This is a genomic window from Paenibacillus farraposensis, assembly GCF_020736845.1.
In the GTDB taxonomy this organism is placed as follows: Bacteria; Bacillota; Bacilli; order Paenibacillales; family Paenibacillaceae; genus Paenibacillus; species Paenibacillus farraposensis.
Window position 1 is genome coordinate 86,507 of the sequence record NZ_JAFFQR010000079.1, and the last position, 16,058, is coordinate 102,564.

Sequence of the window (16,058 nt, forward strand, 5' to 3'; positions counted from 1 at the left end):
CATCTGGATACACACAGGAGGTAATGGCATGTCCGATGTCTCCATCATCATATGTACCCGCAACCGGATCGAAGACCTGACACGCTGTATACAGTCTATTGCAGCACAGCAGCAGCTGGAGCATACGGCTGTAGAACTGCTGATTGTTGATGACGGCGATATTTCCGGCAGGCAGGTCGAGCAATATCGTTATATGGTATCCGGCTTGCCCCAAGGTGTTCTCAAATATCATAAAAAAACTCGTCCCGGTGTTTGGCTGTCCCGTTATGAAGCCTTGTCGCTCGTGCAGTATGATATCGTGCTGTATTTTGATGATGATGCCGAATTAGACGATAAACTTTTTATCCGGCGCTTGCTCGATACCTATGATCAGGATGATACGATTGTGGGTGTTGGAGGAATTGCAAAGGGACTACATTCAAGCCGGGCAGGGAAGCTGCTGGGCATTTTGACATTTCAAATGTCCCCATCCCTCGGCAAGCTTTCGCTCAGCAGTTTGGCAGGCTCGCTTCTGCGCTGGAGCGAAGCGGCGGAGATTTTTGACACCGAATTTTTTCATGGCTGCAATATGTCATTCCGCAAGGAAGCGCTGCGGGATATGAAGCCATATCCGTGGATGACCAGCTATGCCGTGGCTGACGATCTGTACATGTGCCAGTTGGCGAGCCGTTACGGCAAGCTTGTTATCAATCCCGGTTTGACCATCATCCACCACGAATCTCCAAGCTCGCGCGATAAGGCAGGCAAAGTAGCCAAGGCTACAGCGATCAACCACTATTATTTCCTCGCATTGAAAAAGGCAGGAGCCATCCAGTACGGGGCTTTATTATGGACCTTATCCTATTTGATGCTAAAAGAAACGCTGCGCCGCAATTTCAGTGCCGCAGATGGATACAAGCAGGGGGTGTTATTCATTCTGAACCCGCGCAAGCAAAAATACAACGAGTATTTAGGCCAGCCGGTTCAGCAATAGGTTCTTACTTGACGGGATAAAGGGGGAGTATGATGCTAAGCTTGTCCATTGCTCTGTGCACCCGCAACCGGGTAGACGATCTGACCCGATGCATCAATTCAATTGCCATTGGCGGGGCACCGGAAGCATGTGAAACCGAGCTGTGGATTATCGACGACGGAGAGCTGCCCGAGCATGTGCTGGAGCGTTATGAGCGCCAACTGGGCAGAGCGGGGATTACCTACCGCTATCATCGCAAGGAGCAGCCGGGCTTATGGTTATCGCGTGTAAAGACGGTTGAGCTTGCACAGGGTGACATCATTTTGTTCCTTGACGATGATGTGGAGCTGCCGGGCAACTATTTGGGCGAGTTAATGCGTACCTATGAGACTTATCCCAAGGCCGCTGGTATTGGCGGCATAGCGCAGGGCATGAGCAACAGCTTCATGGGAACAATTCGCTGCCTGCTGTCATTTCAGCAGTCTTTGTCCAAGGGCAGGCTGTCCCTTAGCGGTCAGTCTGGATCGATGTACAACTGGCACAAGGCGAAAAAGACGTTCCGAACCCAGTTTTTCCATGGGTGTAATATGTCATTTCGCAGGGAAGCCATCCGAGGTCTGGAGCCGGTGCCATGGCTGCAAAGCTATAGCGTAGGAGAGGATCTGCTACTGTCGCGTACCGCGATGAAAAGCGGTCCGTTGTACATCAATCCGGCGCTTACATTGCTTCATCACGAATCGCCGTCCTCGCGCGACAATGTGGAGCAGGTCACTTATATGCGGGTAATGAACCATATTCATCTGCTGCGGGACGAGCGTTCGGGGCCAATTGGCTATGCGGCGTTATACTGGACGACACTGTACCAGATTTTGAGAGAGAAGCCCCGGCAAAATCATGCTGCTATTCAAGGCTACAAAAGAGCGCTGAAGGCGATTTTTTCAAGTCAGAAGGAAGCTATAGGCGGAGGGCAGGCATCCGAGCGCAATTCTAAAAAGACGGCAGGATGATGGAGGTGCAGCGGACGACGCAATGAGGGTAGACAAGAGGGCTTAATAAGGAACAGGAGTTGGACGTGACATGAGCACATGGACAGCAGCAAGGAAAGTATTCACGGGCGACAGCCTTGCCAAAACGATTATGCGTACGAGCTTTAACAATTTTTTTATACTGATCGTTACCACCCTGACCTCCATCCTGACCGCACGTATGCTCGGAGTGCAGGGAAAAGGGGAACTGGCGGCGGTTTTGTTTTGGCCAACGCTAATTGGCAGTGTATTGAGCTTCGGCTTGCCAACGTCACTGATTTATAACATCAAGAAGAGAACAGGCACGACGGAACAATTGCTCTCGCTGTCGCTGTGGATTCAACTGCCAGCCAGCGTGCTGGCGGGGGCTGTGGCCTGGATATGCATGCCCATGTGGCTTAATGGCTATGGGGTAGATATTATTCAACTGTCCCGAATATATTGTGCGGCAGCGATACCGCTCGCGGTGCTTACAGCACTGACGACAGCTTTGTCGCAAGGGCTGGATCGCTTTAGCGTCTACAATGGCCTGCTGTTTTACTACCCGCTGCTGAACTTCATCGGCTTGGTGACATTGTGGCTCATGGGCTTGCTCAATGTACAGCAGGCTGGAGCCGTGAATTTTGCTGCGAGTTTCCTTGCATTGATATGGGCGTTCCTCCGTCTGCGCAAGCATATGAATTTGCGTGCTTTTCGTCCCTTTACCAGCCGCCAGGTGCTTCGCCCTTTTTATAGCTATGGAGCGCGGGTGTACGGGATGGAGCTGATGGGGACCCTGTCCACGCAAACAGACAAAATCGTCATTGTGGCTTTGCTGTCTCCCAAAGCGTTCGGGCTGTACTCTGTTGTCTACGCCCTGTCACGTGTGTTCAATGTAGTACAAAATGCCGTCACGAACGTTACCTTTCCCAAGGTGACCGGAATGGAGCACAGCAAGATAGTCGAAACGGTCGGCCGTGCCTTCCGCATCTCGATGGCTGCCATGCTGATCGTCATTGTGCCCGCTCTTTTCATTGGGCGATATATGCTGGGGTTGCTGTACGGGCCCGCTTTTCTGGAAGCATCGCTAACGTTCTATCTGCTGTCTCTGGAATGTATTATCGGTGGCGGCTCGTGGATTCTGGCTTCAGCCTTTAACGCGCTGGGTCGTCCAGGACTTGTATTGTTCCGGCAAGTTGCAGCCTATGCAATCACCGTCGGTTTGTTTTTTATCTGTACACCGATTTTTGGTCTGGACGGCATCGCCATCGCCTTGCTCGCAGGTGCTTGTGTACGGCTGGCATTCTCATTGTTTTCATTTCCCATGTTTTTCAATGTTTCGCTATCACGGATCATTTTTGATAAAAGCGATATCACGTTTGTCATTCAGACCATACAAAAGAAGAGCAGGAAGGGAGAACTGAAAGATGCCGAATTCGCATCCCATGGCTAAACTGAAAAATAAGCTGAGCGTCATTCTCGACGTAGTCCCTCAAGGCTCGAACATCATTTATGTCGACTATCCTGTCTACAACAACGGTGGGGACGTACTCATCATGAAAGGCACAGAGGCATTCTTCAAGGATAACGGTATCCATGTTCGTGCCCGATATAGCGCTATGGATATTCCGGATCAGCTACACATTCCGGGCGACTGGATTATCGTGTGCCACGGTGGCGGCAATTTCGGCGATCTGTATTTGAATCATCAACGTTTGCGGGAACGCATCGTACACGATTTCCCAAATCACCGAATTGTCATCATGCCGCAGACGATTCACTTTCAGTCTGAGCATAAAGCTAATGAGGCCGCTGCCCTGTTCAATAGCCACCCCGATCTGCATATGTTTGTGCGGGACACACGCTCGTACCAGTGGGCCAAGGACAAGCTGAATCAATGCAACATCACGCTATGTCCGGATATGGCGCACCAGCTTTGGCCGTTAAAGCCGACTACGGAAACCGTGAAGGACATACTGTACTTCCTGCGTACCGATATTGAAACGGTAGGAGGACAACAGAAATTCGACGACGAGGCCCATGCAGCTCATCGTCTGGACTGGGACACTTTGTTCACTCCGCTGGAGGTAAAGGGAATTGTCTACTTCCAGAAGTTTTACCGTCTGAATAAAAAGATCGGTGGACCGTTGCCAACGCGTACATTCTGGTATAAATACACCGACCATCTGATGAACAAAGCGGTCACGCTGTTCAGCTCTTACCGGGAGGTTCGCACCTCAAGGCTGCACGGTCACATTCTGGCCTGTCTGCTCGATATGCCGCATGTGGTCATTGACAACTCGTACGGCAAAAACTCTCAATATTATAATACCTGGACTGAGCCGAATCCGAAGGCGAGGCTGTATAGCGTTACCCCTGAGGAATTAGGACAGCCGTCTTAAATGTGATATGCCTTTGCCCCTGAATTTCTGCCTTTGAAGATGATAATCGGGAAATCTGGGGCAACAGCGATCGAAAGAATGATCCGCCCCGCGTAGCGTCCTCTATTGCCCAAAAATTCCACGCCAAACGTCGCTTTATTTTGACAATTCATTTCATAAATAGATATAATTTATGGGATAAAACCTGCAGAATACCGGGGGTTTCCCCGATTTTTGCATAACATCACATGATCATATATTTATTTAAAAAATGAATCGAGGCTGACGAATGAGCAATCAATCGATGGATATGCTTCTCACAAAGGATATTGTGCGTGAAGGGGAACCGATCTTGCGTACGAAGGTTGATCCGGTAAGCCTGCCTTTGTCTGAAGAGGATTTTCAACAAATGCAGTGGATGCTGGATTATCTGAAAAATAGCCAAAATGAAGAGCTGGCCACCCGCTATGAGCTGCGCCCGGGTGTAGGGCTATCCGCCAACCAGGTAGGTTTGAACAAAAGAATGTGTGCTATCTATTATAAAGATGGAGACAAGACGGTAGAGTACGCGCTTTTTAATCCGAAGCTGGTCAGCCACTCCACTTCCATGATTTATTTGGAGCAGGGTGAGGGATGTTTGTCAGTGGATCGTTACATTCCCGGATATGTTCCGCGTTATGAAAAAATTCGCATCAAGGCCCATTTGCCGAACGGAACGCAGGAGCTATTGACCTTCAAGGGTTATGCAGCGATTGTGGTACAGCATGAAATGGACCACTTGGACGGCATTATGTTCTATGACCGCATCAATCCGGAAGATCCGCATAAGCTGCCGCAGGGAGTGCATATCGAACCTTTTGTGTGTGAATAGTTCATGATCCGTAAAATGTGGTGACTTCGTTCGCCACATTTTTACTTTACTAGAAAATATGGATATACATGTTGCGAGGCTTTAAACTGGAATCATATATGTTGTCATGAGGGTTTGAATATTTATTTAAAAATGTAAGCGCTTATCTTGGTGGAGGGGTGGCATGAATCGCGGAGTACGGCATTTGATGAATAATATGCGCATGCGCAATAAGCTGCTCTTCTCCTATGTGCTGATTGTCATGATCCCGGTGCTGGTGGTAGGCGGCTGTGTTACTTTTTATTTGCGTGAGCAAGCACTGAACAGTGCGATTGCCCAGACGGTAAACAATGTGGAAAAAATCAAGAGTCAGACGGCAAACTTGCTGCGTGTGCCGACGGATATTTCCAATGGCCTGATGTTCGACAAAAGGCTCAAGGAGATGGCGAACCGCCGTTATTCGGGCATGGTAGAGCTGATAAATGCGTACCATCAATACAAGGACTTCAATGAGTATGTGCAGCAGTATAGAGAGGTTGCTGCCATTCGGTTTTATTCAGACAATCCGACACTGGTCAATAATCTGGAGTTTATTCCTGTCGATACCGGCATTGAGCAGCAGAAATGGTTTCAGACAGCGATGAAGGGGACAGCAATTAACTGGTTTTACATCCACGACAAGGAGGATAATCCAGTCAATCACTTGAGTCTGGTACGGCAAATTCCATTTCCCGAATATCATAGCAAGGGAGTATTGATGATAGCGCTAAGTCAGACTGAGCTGAACCAAATGCTGAGCCAGGAGCCGTTTGAAACATTGATTGCAGATCGCAACGGGATTGTGGTGGCTGCTACTCATCCGCAGTCGGTGGGTCAGACATTGGCGGAATTGCATTTGGGCTTTGATGTCCAGCGTACGGGGAAGGGCATATATGAAGCGAAAATAAACGGAAAGCCTTCAAACATTATTGTGGATGAGCTGCTGCCCGCCTCAAGTGTGAGCGGATTCACCATTATTTCGGAGTTTTCGACGGAACATATTGTACAGGGGGCGAACCGGATTAGTTTGATCGGTGCCTTGTGTGTGCTTGCAGTGCTGATCATAGCGCTGATTTTGATTACCATTATTTCCTGGTTGATTACCAAACGTCTGCAGCGGTTGAGCTATGAACTGGGAAAAGTAGCCTCGGGCGATTTCCATGTGGTGTCGAGTGTGGAGGGAAGGGACGAAATCGGAGATTTATCCCGCTGCTTCAACGATATGGTGACCAGTATCCGCCAGCTCATGGCACAGATCTATGAAGCAAGTGAGCAGAACAACAGGCTCGAGCTGGCGCAAAAGGATATCAAGCTAAAAATGATGGCCAGTCAAATTAATCCGCACTTCCTGTTTAATGCGCTGGAGTCTATCCGAATGAAGGCGCATCTGAACGGGGAAGCCGAGATTGCAACGACGGTACGTTTGCTTGGCAAGCTGATGCGGAGGAATCTGGAGATTGGCAGCGGTAAAACGACGGTACGTCAGGAACTGGATATGGTGCGATCCTATTTGCAAATTCAGCAGTTCAGGTTTGGAAAGCGTCTGATTTATGAAGTAAATCTGACAGGAGACACTGAGAAAATGTCCATACCTCCATTGATCATACAGCCGCTGGTGGAAAATGCAGTCATTCACGGCCTGGAAAATAAGGAAGAACCGGTTACCGTGAAAGTGGATATCACGATGGAGCTGCGAGAACTGCACATTAAAGTAGCGGATGATGGGATAGGAATGGAAAAAGAGCAGCTTGCCTGTCTGCTGGCCCGTATCAGGGGAACGGATGAGCCGGAAGGAAGCAGTATTGGTCTGCGCAATGTCCACCAGCGTCTGGCGTTGATGTATGGTGAGCGTTATGGTTTGCGTATTGAAAGCGTGTTGAACGCAGGAACCATCGTATGTTTTTCTATACCTGGAGAGGAGGATTCGAATGTATAAAGCGATGATTGTGGATGATGAGCCTGCGATTCGTCAAGGGCTGTCCTCCATGATTGACTGGGGGGATTGTGGTTTTCAAATTGTAGATACGGCAGGAAGTGGTCGCGAAGCTTTGGAGAAGTTCGGTGAGCATCGGCCAGAGCTGATTATTGTCGATATTCGTATGCCGGGCATGAGTGGACTTGAGGTCATACAGAGCATACGTGAAATGAGCGGCGAGCCGTTTCATTTTCTCATATTAAGCGGATATGCTGACTTTGACTATGCCCGGCAAGCCATGGGCTTTGGGGTGGATGGTTATTTATTGAAGCCTGTCGATGAGGAGGAAATGACGACAGAGCTGAAACGGGTATGCCGAAGCATTGAGGTTGAAAAAGAAAACGGCAAGTGGGGAGGTGCTCCTCACCTTGAGCGTGGCTGGATCGAAGCGCTGCTGTTTCCGGTTCAACAGCCTGCAGATCATGCAGCAGAGCCCGGCACTTCTCCTGATGAAGGGATGCGGCAAGCCGAGCAGCACGGACAGCATCTGGTGCTGCCAGCTTTGGATTGGCCCAGCTATCAGATTGTTTTGCTGGATTTGCGGATACCCGACTGGGATCGGCAAGCCCGGCAATCGGCAGCAAAACAGCATCTGGCGCAGATGTGCCGGGAGCAGGGCCGGGGCATAGTGTTTGAGGCCGGAATATATACGGGCTTGCTGCTTCCCGCTACGGTCAGGACGGAGGAAAATGCTGCCCGGATGCTGGCATCCTGGCGGCATGAGCTGAAGCCGTGGGCAACAGAGATTTACGTGGCAGCCGGTGATCCGGTGCCGAAATTAACAGATATCCCCGCTTCTTTTGAACAGGCGTTGCGTTTATTGGAACATACGTTTTTGTTTGGCATGGACAGGGTCATGCTCTCCAGTGATCTGTACAAATTGGAGGCGATCACCGCCGAAGCGGACGAAGCATCCAATAAAAAAGCAGCCCCCGTGCGTTACGCAGAAAAGCTGTACTATGCGCTCGACATGGCCAGCCGGGAAGCGGCACTGCGCGTATTAAAGGAAATGAAAGTCCGGTATCCCCAGACTTATCGTACAGAATCCGCCATTAAGGCGGCATTTGCCCAAACGTTTACACTGGCGCTGAACAAGTACGCGGCTGGACAGGATCAGAGCCGAGTGGTGTTGGAGGAGCATTCCAGCTTGATTACCGAAGTATATGCCTATTCTACATTGGGCGAACTGGTTGATCATTCGGCAGAGTATATATTGCAATGGATCGGTCAGACTGACTTGGGCGGCAAGGAGATCATTATGAAGCAAATGCTGGACTTCATACATAGTCATTATGATGAAAATTTACGGTTGGAGCTACTGGCAGACATGTTCAACTACAATAGCGGCTATTTGGGCAAACTGTTCAAAGGTCATACCGGCGAGGCTTTTAATGCCTACCTGGATAAAGTAAGGATTGAGCGGGCAAGGGAATTGCTTGCACAGGGAATTAAGGTACATCAGGTAGCAGACCGTGTGGGGTATGCGAATGCTGATTATTTTCATAGCAAATTCAAAAAATATGCAGGAATGTCGCCTTCCTTCTACCGTAATCAGGCTCAGAAGAACGAAGAAATGGATGGCAGTTGAAAGATTCCTGCCGCTTCATTTATGAGTCTCTCTTGCAGATCTCGGAGGAGTGTTATCCGTATGCAGGGAGGCTTTTTTATATGGAAAAAATCAGGCAAATCAATCGCAAATGTCACACTTATTAGAGGATTTGAGCTGATTTCATAAATTCGCCATCATTATGACACAGCTTTGGCATGATGTTCACACTTTCGATTCTATTTCATTCTAAATCTATTCTATATAATGTTGTTATTCTGAAGTCGGATCATGTTATCAACGGTGAAAGCGACTGGGGTCCATTCTTGGAAAAATGGACGGTACATACGCAATAAAGTGAATATTATCACAAAGTTGGTTCATTGCTTCAGAACCTGATTTAACATGCAATTTTTAAGAAAGCACAGAGGAGGAAAGACATCATGGACGTATTAGAATTGGCACGGTTGCAGTTTGCGACAACCACGATTCTTCACTTTGTTTACGTGCCGATCTCCATTGGATTATCGCTGCTGGTGGCGATTATGGAGACTTTGTATGTGGTCAAAAAAAATGATTTGTACAAAAAAATGGCTCAATTTTGGGGAACGTTCCTATTGATCAATTTTGCCGTGGGCGTGGTCACCGGGATTTTACAGGAATTTCAGTTCGGAATGAACTGGTCGGACTTTTCCCGTTTTGTCGGCGATGTATTTGGTACACCGCTGGCGATAGAAGCACTGCTTGCATTTTTTCTGGAATCTACCTTTATCGGCTTATGGGTGTTTGGCTGGGAAAGGCTGTCCAAAAGGGTGCATTTAATCTGTATGTGGCTGGTATCCATGGGTACGATGCTATCCGCTTTGTGGATTTTGGCCGCCAATTCGTTCATGCAGCGTCCCGTAGGGTACGGGATTCAAAACGGACGCGCTGAAATGCAGGATTTCGCAGCCTTGTTAACGAACGAGCAGCTTTTGTGGGAGTATCCCCACACCATATTTGCTGCTATTGCAACCGGAGCGTTCCTCGTAGCGGGGATTAGCGCATGGAAGCTGATGCATAAAAAGAATATGGACTTTTTTAAACCTTCTTTTAAATTGAGTATTGTAGTTGCCTTAATTAGCGCCATTGCTATCCCTTTGTTTGGTCATGGACAGGCTCAATATCTGGTAAAAACACAGCCGATGAAGATGGCCGCCAGTGAAGGCCTGTGGGAAAACAGCGGCGACCCGGCGCCTTGGACGGTTGTGGCGCGCATTGATCCTGATAAGCAGGAAAATACCTTTGAGATTAAAGTTCCGTTTGCACTCAGCTTTCTGTCGTACAGCAAATTTTCCGGCTCCGTACCTGGTATGAAGGAGCTTCAGGCACAGTATGAGAAAACCTACGGTCCGGGTGACTATATTCCGCCAGTACGTACTACATTCTGGAGCTTCCGCATTATGATTGCGTCGGGATGTGCCATGATTGTACTTGGTTTATACGGAGCCTATCTGAGTTTTAGACGTAAATTGGAGGGCTCGCATCGCTGGTTCTACCGTTTCATGCTGTGGGGGATTTCACTCCCGTTCATTGGGAATACTGCGGGCTGGATTATGACTGAAATGGGCCGCCAGCCGTGGACGGTGTTTGGCTTGCTTCAAACCAAAGATTCCGTTTCGCCTACTGTTGTTGCAGGAGAAGTGCTGTTCTCACTCATTGCGTTTACGACGCTGTATGTCGCTTTAACGGGCGTACTGGCATTCCTGTTTGCTCGTACAGCGCGCAAAGGTCCGGATTTTGAACCGCATCAGCATACGGTCATTCATGATCCATTTGCTCAAGGGGGTGACAACATTGTCGTTAAATGATCTGTGGTTTTTATTGATTGCTGTGCTATTCACCGGCTTTTTCTTCCTGGAAGGCTTTGATTTTGGCGTGGGCATGGCTTTGGGCTTGGTGCCCCGGAATGAACAGCAAAAACGTTTGATGATTAACACGATCGGTCCGTTTTGGGATGCCAATGAAGTATGGCTGATCACAGCGGCAGGTGCCATGTTTGCTGCTTTCCCGCATTTTTATGCGACCATGTTCAGCGGATATTATCTGGTATTTGTGTTGATTCTGCTAGGCTTGATTTTACGTGGAGTTTCCTTTGAATTCCGCGGCAAGGCGAAAGGAAAATGGTGGACAGGAACGTGGGATGCGTCGATCCTGATTGGCAGCTTTTTGCCGCCGATGCTGTTCGGTATGGCTTTTGCCGCTTTGGTGAAAGGTGTACCCATTCAGCAAAACATGGATTTAAAAGCCGGATTTTCCGATGTGCTCAACGGATATACGATATGGATCGGACTGACGGTGGTCGGGATGTGCCTGATGCATGGACTGACGTTTGTTTCTTTGCGGACGATTGGAGAGGTGAGAGATCGTGCCCGCGTGATCGCATCCAAGTTCCTGCCGGTATTGGGTATTTTACTCGCCGGTATGGTGGTGTGGACTTATTTTGCCACGGATTTTTTCGTGCGCCGTGGCCCCTTTATGTATGCGGCGGTCGTCATCGGAATGATTGCCTATGTGCTGGCATGGTATTTCCTGAAACAGCGCCGTGAAGGATGGGCCTTCGGAATGACAGGCGCCATGATTGTGCTGACCTTCGTTTCATTATTCGTCGGCTTGTTCCCTAGATTTATGGTCAGCTCGGTCAATAGTGCATTTGATCTGACGATTTATAACGCAAGCTCCAGCCATTACACACTGAAAGCCATGACGATTGTTGCAGCAACGCTTTTACCCTTTGTATTGGCTTACCAGGCATGGAGCTACTTTGTTTTCCATAAACGTCTCAGTGAAAAGGATCATCTGGAATACTAATGGATAAAGCATGGTTTGAATTAAAGGGCATTCGGCCAGTCATGTTGCTGCTGGCCGCCCTTTCCCTTTTGCAGGGGGTTGCGGTGACTGCACAAGCGACCTTTTTGGCAAAAGCAGTGACGATTTTATTTGAAAAAAATCCGCTGGTGATGGCCTGGCCATCACTGGCGTTGTTTTTTGCGGCTTTTGCAGCGAGGCATACGGTGATTTGGCTGCAACGCCGGACAGCAGGCCGTTTTGCCGAAGCATCAGGCGCTTCCTTGCGGGAGCGTCTGCTTGCGCGTTTGTTCGAGCATGGTCCGGGCTTTGCTGCGAAGGAAGGCAGCGGCAAGCTCGTAACGCTGGCGCTGGACGGCGTGGACCGTTTTCGCACGTATTTGGAGCTGTCCATCCCTCGGATGATAGACATGCTGGCCGTAACTTTACTTGTGCTTGTATATGTTTTCACATTGGATATCATTTCAGGCGTCATCTTGACGACTACGATGCCGATTCTGGTGGGCTTCTTTATTTTACTCGGCTTGGCGGCGCAAAAGCAGGCGGGCAAGCAGTGGCGTTCCTATCGTCTGCTGTCGCATCATTTTACGGATTCGCTGCGCGGGCTGCAGACTTTACGGTTTTTGGGCCGCAGTCGAGAGCATGGGGAAACCGTCGGGAAGGTCAGCGACCAATACCGGGCGGCCACGATGCGTACGCTGCGGGTTGCGTTTCTTTCCTCGTTTGCTCTCGACTTTTTTAGTATGCTGTCCGTCGCTTTTGTGGCGGTGGGCTTGGGGCTGCGCCTGATTAGCGGATCGGTGGGCCTGGAGGCAGCACTGATGGTGCTCATCCTGGCCCCGGATTATTTTATGCCGATCCGTCAGCTCGGATCGGATTATCACGCCTCGCTGGATGGCAAGGAGGCTTGGGGAGCGATGCGCTCGGTTCTCCGCGCAGAGGATGAAGCAGCCGGTTCCCCCATACAAGTCGCTGCTCCCCATGCTAATCCGGAAGGCCGGGGTGGGGCGAAGTTTGTCGGCTCGGCCATCACAGGCCAGGGAATTTTGAGGCTGTCGGATGTGTGCCTCCTGAATGAGGACGGCTCCATGAGGCTTGACCATGTATCTGCCAGTATCGAACCGCACGTGAACATGATCGGCATTGTAGGAGCCAGTGGTGCAGGCAAAACAACGCTGCTCAGTCTGCTTGGCGGCTTTGCCAATCCGGCTTCGGGCGAGCTGAGCCTGAATGGATGCCGGCTAGCCGGGGATGCCAAAGCCGAATGGCAGCGGCACATTGCCTATATTCCGCAGCATCCCTACCTGTTCAGCGCTTCTTTGGCTGATAATATCCGCTACTATGAACCGGGGGCATCCAACGAGCAGGTAGAATGGGCGATTGATGCGGTAGGACTTCGCGAGCTGGTGATTGGACTTCCTGGCGGACTGGATGAGCCTATTGGTGAAGCAGGCCGGACGCTGAGCGGAGGACAGGCGCAGCGGATTGCCTTGGCACGCGCATTGCTGAGCCATCGCCCGGTCATTTTATTGGATGAGCCAACCGCCCAACTGGATATTGAGACAGAATGGGAGCTGAAGCAGACGATTTTGTCTGTTTTGCAGCATAAGAGAATGTTTCTCGCAACCCATCGGCTCCATTGGATGCCGGATATGGATTGTGTCTGGATGATGCATCAAGGCCGTCTGGAGGAAGTAGGCTCTCATCAGCAATTGGTTTCCCGTAAAGGAAGATATTACAGACTGCTGACAGGAATAACGTAAGAAGGGGGCGAACGATATGAGAGTGGTGGACAATAGCGGCCAAAGCTGGTTTTTGTCTTATTTGAGACAATATTTTTGGGCCTTTCTGGCGGCGGCGCTTTTGGGTGCATTGGCGATCGGCTGTGCAGGTGCGCTGCTCTTTGCGTCCGGTCATCTGATCACCCGTTCGGCTTTAAAACCGGAAAATATATTAATGGTGTATGTACCGATCGTGCTTGTGCGGACATTCGGTTTTAGTAAAGCCGTCATTCAATATCTGGAGCGTCTGGTTGGGCATGACGCCGCGCTGCGCCTTGTGTCCCGTATGCGGGTACGGCTCTACCGGGCCGTGGAACCGCAGGCGCTAATGATCCGCAGTAAATTTCGTACAGGAGATTTGTTGGGATTGCTGGCGGAAGATATTGATCAGCTTCAAAATATTTATTTGAAGCTGGTTCTGCCTGCCTTATCGGCGCTGCTGATCTATGCGGCAGGCATCTCGGCGCTTGGATGGATGGACGGAACTTTTGCGCTGCTGATGGGGCTGTATTGCGGCTATTTGCTTGTGATCGCCCCGGCCATCTCGCTGTGGACCTCGCTCGCCCAACGGCGCACGTTCAAGCAGGAACGAAGCAAAGCCTATCAGGAACTGACCGATGCTTTGTTCGGCATGAGTGATCTGGTGCTAAGCGGGCGGACTGAACATTTTCTCGCTTCTTTTGCAGGGCAGCAAAGCAAGGCCACCGCAGTGGAAAGCTCGCTTCGGCGCAGAGAGTGGCGCGCTCACTGGACGGCACAATGCGTTGTAGGCGGCGGAATTGTGATCATGACGGTATGGGCCGGAGGATGGGTAGCACAAAATCACCTCGAACCTACATGGCTGGCCTCCTTTGCCCTGGTGGCTTTTCCGCTGCTGGATGCCTTTGTCCGGGCCGGAGAAGCGGTGGTTCATGCACCGGAGTATCAGGATTCACTGCGGCGATTGAAGGAATCGGAAAAAAATACGCATATACCCGCTGCACCGGCAGTGTCACCGCCTGCGATTTTTGTGGATACAGTCCAGCAAGCAATCAGCGGCACACCAGACCCGGCAGGCAGCCAGACTGCTGCGTGTCGATCGGGGCACACAGGCGAGCTGCTGTTGGACAACGTTAGCTATCGCTATACGGATCAACAGGCCTGGAGTGTGCGCCATATTTCCTTGCATGTGCCGCAGGGAGGCAATGTTGCGCTGCTTGGCCGCAGCGGTGCAGGCAAATCCACGCTGTTGAATCTCATTCAGGGGGCGCTGCAGCCGAATGAAGGAAGCGTCACCGTCGCAGGTACACCCGTCTATACCGGTGGAGCATATTCCAGCTTGTTTGCGGTGTTGAACCAGCAACCGTACTTGTTTGATACGACGGTAGCTAACAATATTCGGCTGGGACGACCGGATGCTTCGCTGGAGGAGGTGCGTGCGGTAACGGAGCAGGTGGGGCTTGCAGCCCTGATTGATTCTTTGCCGGAGGGCTACGATACTCGAATGCAGGAAACGGGTCTTCGCTTTTCGGGTGGAGAAAGGCAGCGTATTGCACTGGCACGGATATTGCTTCAAAATCACCCGATTATTTTATTGGATGAGCCCACGGTCGGGCTTGACCCGCTGACAGAGCATGAACTCATGCAGACTATATTTCATGTGCTGAAGGGCAAAACACTGATCTGGATCACCCACCATCTGACGGGAATGGAGCATATGGACGAAGTGATCTTTATGGAAAAAGGCGTCATTTCCATGCGAGGCAGTCATGAGCAGCTGTGGCAGGAGCAGCCGCGATACCGTAACCTGTATGAGCTGGATCATCCGCTTCTGGACACTCGGAGCGCTCTAGACCACTGATTTGCATGGCCCTGATTCTTTTTATTTTTTTACACGATGTTCAGAATTTAGCTTGCATGATTATTTTAAATTTGGATTCATTTTTATATACTGTTTGAGTTGATACGTCACATGCAGGCAATGAACAGGAAGGAGCTGAAAGAAATGAAAACATGGATCTCCAAATATTGGCACTTGATGCTCATTGGTTTTATCGCGCTGATCGTTGGCGGGGGCGTCTTGTTTTATTTTCAGGGGAGTGTGTCGTCGTTTCCGGCCAGTCAACCTCAGCGGGCTCAGGAAGAGCCTGACAAAAATCAATACGAGATTGTTACCGTGGGTGTACAAGGGGACGGCTTTTATCCTAAAAATATTGAAGTGAAGGCCGGCGTCCCGACAAAAATAAATTTTAAGAAAATGACATCCTTTACTTGCATAGATGAAGTACAGTCGTTGAAGACAGGAATGGACGTTTTTTTGGACCACGAAAACAACTATTATACCGTCAAGGACCTGAAACCGGGGGCATATGAGTACAATTGCGGCATGTATATGTATTATGGCACGATTACGGTAAAATAGATCAATAATAGCTTTCCAGCACATTGGTGCCGGAGGCTATTTTTTATGTTGAAAGCCATACGATCGGCGCCGAAGAAGCGCTCAAGTGGTTTAAGGAAGCCGGATTTCAAGTGAGGATGGCAAAGTCATGCAAAACGGGAAACCGTTAGCTTAAAACTGAAATCCGGGGGCAACAGTGGTGGGAAGTACTATCCGCATGCGTAGCGGGACTCATCGTAGCGGCACCCATGTAATTCTAATCCACCCCCAAATATATCTAATTTTGAACTGATTTTTCTCCTA

The 16,058-nt window shown here is 49.9% G+C and carries 12 protein-coding genes; all 12 read left to right on the forward strand.

Annotated features, from left to right (window positions below; genetic code table 11):
* Positions 1–28 precede the first annotated feature (28 nt).
* The 12 genes from JO375_RS13080 to JO375_RS13135 all read left to right on the forward strand — a co-directional run bounded on the left by JO375_RS13080 (position 29) and on the right by JO375_RS13135 (position 15,776).
* Positions 29–973 carry a glycosyltransferase family A protein gene (locus tag JO375_RS13080; RefSeq protein WP_229524881.1) on the forward strand — a complete coding sequence of 315 codons (945 nt, stop codon included), beginning with the start codon at positions 29–31 and terminating at the stop codon, positions 971–973.
* A 32-nt stretch (positions 974–1,005) separates the two neighbouring features.
* The gene (locus JO375_RS13085; protein WP_229524882.1) at positions 1,006–1,959 is read left to right on the forward strand and encodes a glycosyltransferase family 2 protein; all 954 of its coding nucleotides are present in this window, start codon (positions 1,006–1,008) and stop codon (positions 1,957–1,959) included.
* A gap of 70 nt (positions 1,960–2,029) precedes the next feature.
* Entirely contained in the window at positions 2,030–3,409 is a 1,380-nt protein-coding gene (locus tag JO375_RS13090) for a lipopolysaccharide biosynthesis protein (protein ID WP_229524883.1), read from the forward strand.
* Positions 3,384–4,358, forward strand: coding sequence for a polysaccharide pyruvyl transferase family protein (locus JO375_RS13095; RefSeq protein ID WP_322098733.1), 975 nt, complete (start codon positions 3,384–3,386; stop codon positions 4,356–4,358). The genes JO375_RS13090 and JO375_RS13095 overlap by 26 nt, the downstream gene beginning before the upstream one ends.
* Before the next feature lie 268 nt (positions 4,359–4,626).
* On the forward strand, positions 4,627–5,208 hold the full coding sequence (def, locus tag JO375_RS13100) for a peptide deformylase (protein ID WP_229524885.1): 582 nt from the start codon (positions 4,627–4,629) through the stop codon (positions 5,206–5,208).
* 163 nt (positions 5,209–5,371) lie between these two features.
* A complete protein-coding gene (locus tag JO375_RS13105) occupies positions 5,372–7,162 on the forward strand; it encodes a cache domain-containing sensor histidine kinase (protein ID WP_229524886.1) in 1,791 nt (596 codons plus the stop codon).
* Entirely contained in the window at positions 7,155–8,789 is a 1,635-nt protein-coding gene (locus tag JO375_RS13110; RefSeq protein WP_229524887.1) for a response regulator transcription factor, read from the forward strand. Before JO375_RS13105 ends, JO375_RS13110 begins: the two co-directional genes overlap by 8 nt.
* Positions 8,790–9,190: 401 nt before the next feature.
* The gene (locus tag JO375_RS13115) at positions 9,191–10,597 is read left to right on the forward strand and encodes a cytochrome ubiquinol oxidase subunit I (protein WP_229524888.1); all 1,407 of its coding nucleotides are present in this window, start codon (positions 9,191–9,193) and stop codon (positions 10,595–10,597) included.
* A complete protein-coding gene (gene cydB / locus JO375_RS13120) occupies positions 10,584–11,597 on the forward strand; it encodes a cytochrome d ubiquinol oxidase subunit II (protein WP_229524889.1) in 1,014 nt (337 codons plus the stop codon). Before JO375_RS13115 ends, cydB begins: the two co-directional genes overlap by 14 nt.
* Positions 11,597–13,357, forward strand: a complete 1,761-nt coding sequence (gene cydD, locus JO375_RS13125; protein WP_229524890.1) for a thiol reductant ABC exporter subunit CydD — start codon at positions 11,597–11,599, stop codon at positions 13,355–13,357. Before cydB ends, cydD begins: the two co-directional genes overlap by 1 nt.
* A 16-nt stretch (positions 13,358–13,373) precedes the next feature.
* Positions 13,374–15,215: a thiol reductant ABC exporter subunit CydC gene (cydC, locus tag JO375_RS13130; protein WP_229524891.1), complete on the forward strand. Its 1,842-nt coding sequence runs from the start codon at positions 13,374–13,376 to the stop codon at positions 15,213–15,215.
* Between the two features lie 144 nt (positions 15,216–15,359).
* Positions 15,360–15,776: a cupredoxin domain-containing protein gene (locus JO375_RS13135; protein WP_229524892.1), complete on the forward strand. Its 417-nt coding sequence runs from the start codon at positions 15,360–15,362 to the stop codon at positions 15,774–15,776.
* Positions 15,777–16,058: the final 282 nt, after the last annotated feature.

Coding starts and splice junctions, on each gene's coding strand:
- JO375_RS13105 (WP_229524886.1), top strand. CDS start 5,372: ATGAATCGCGGAGTACGGCATTTGATGAATAATATGCGCATGCGCAAT.
- cydC (WP_229524891.1), top strand. CDS start 13,374: ATGAGAGTGGTGGACAATAGCGGCCAAAGCTGGTTTTTGTCTTATTTG.
- JO375_RS13080 (WP_229524881.1), top strand. CDS start 29: ATGTCCGATGTCTCCATCATCATATGTACCCGCAACCGGATCGAAGAC.
- cydD (WP_229524890.1), top strand. CDS start 11,597: ATGGATAAAGCATGGTTTGAATTAAAGGGCATTCGGCCAGTCATGTTG.
- JO375_RS13115 (WP_229524888.1), top strand. CDS start 9,191: ATGGACGTATTAGAATTGGCACGGTTGCAGTTTGCGACAACCACGATT.
- JO375_RS13085 (WP_229524882.1), top strand. CDS start 1,006: ATGCTAAGCTTGTCCATTGCTCTGTGCACCCGCAACCGGGTAGACGAT.
- JO375_RS13095 (WP_322098733.1), top strand. CDS start 3,384: ATGCCGAATTCGCATCCCATGGCTAAACTGAAAAATAAGCTGAGCGTC.
- def (WP_229524885.1), top strand. CDS start 4,627: ATGAGCAATCAATCGATGGATATGCTTCTCACAAAGGATATTGTGCGT.
- JO375_RS13110 (WP_229524887.1), top strand. CDS start 7,155: ATGTATAAAGCGATGATTGTGGATGATGAGCCTGCGATTCGTCAAGGG.
- JO375_RS13135 (WP_229524892.1), top strand. CDS start 15,360: ATGAAAACATGGATCTCCAAATATTGGCACTTGATGCTCATTGGTTTT.
- JO375_RS13090 (WP_229524883.1), top strand. CDS start 2,030: ATGAGCACATGGACAGCAGCAAGGAAAGTATTCACGGGCGACAGCCTT.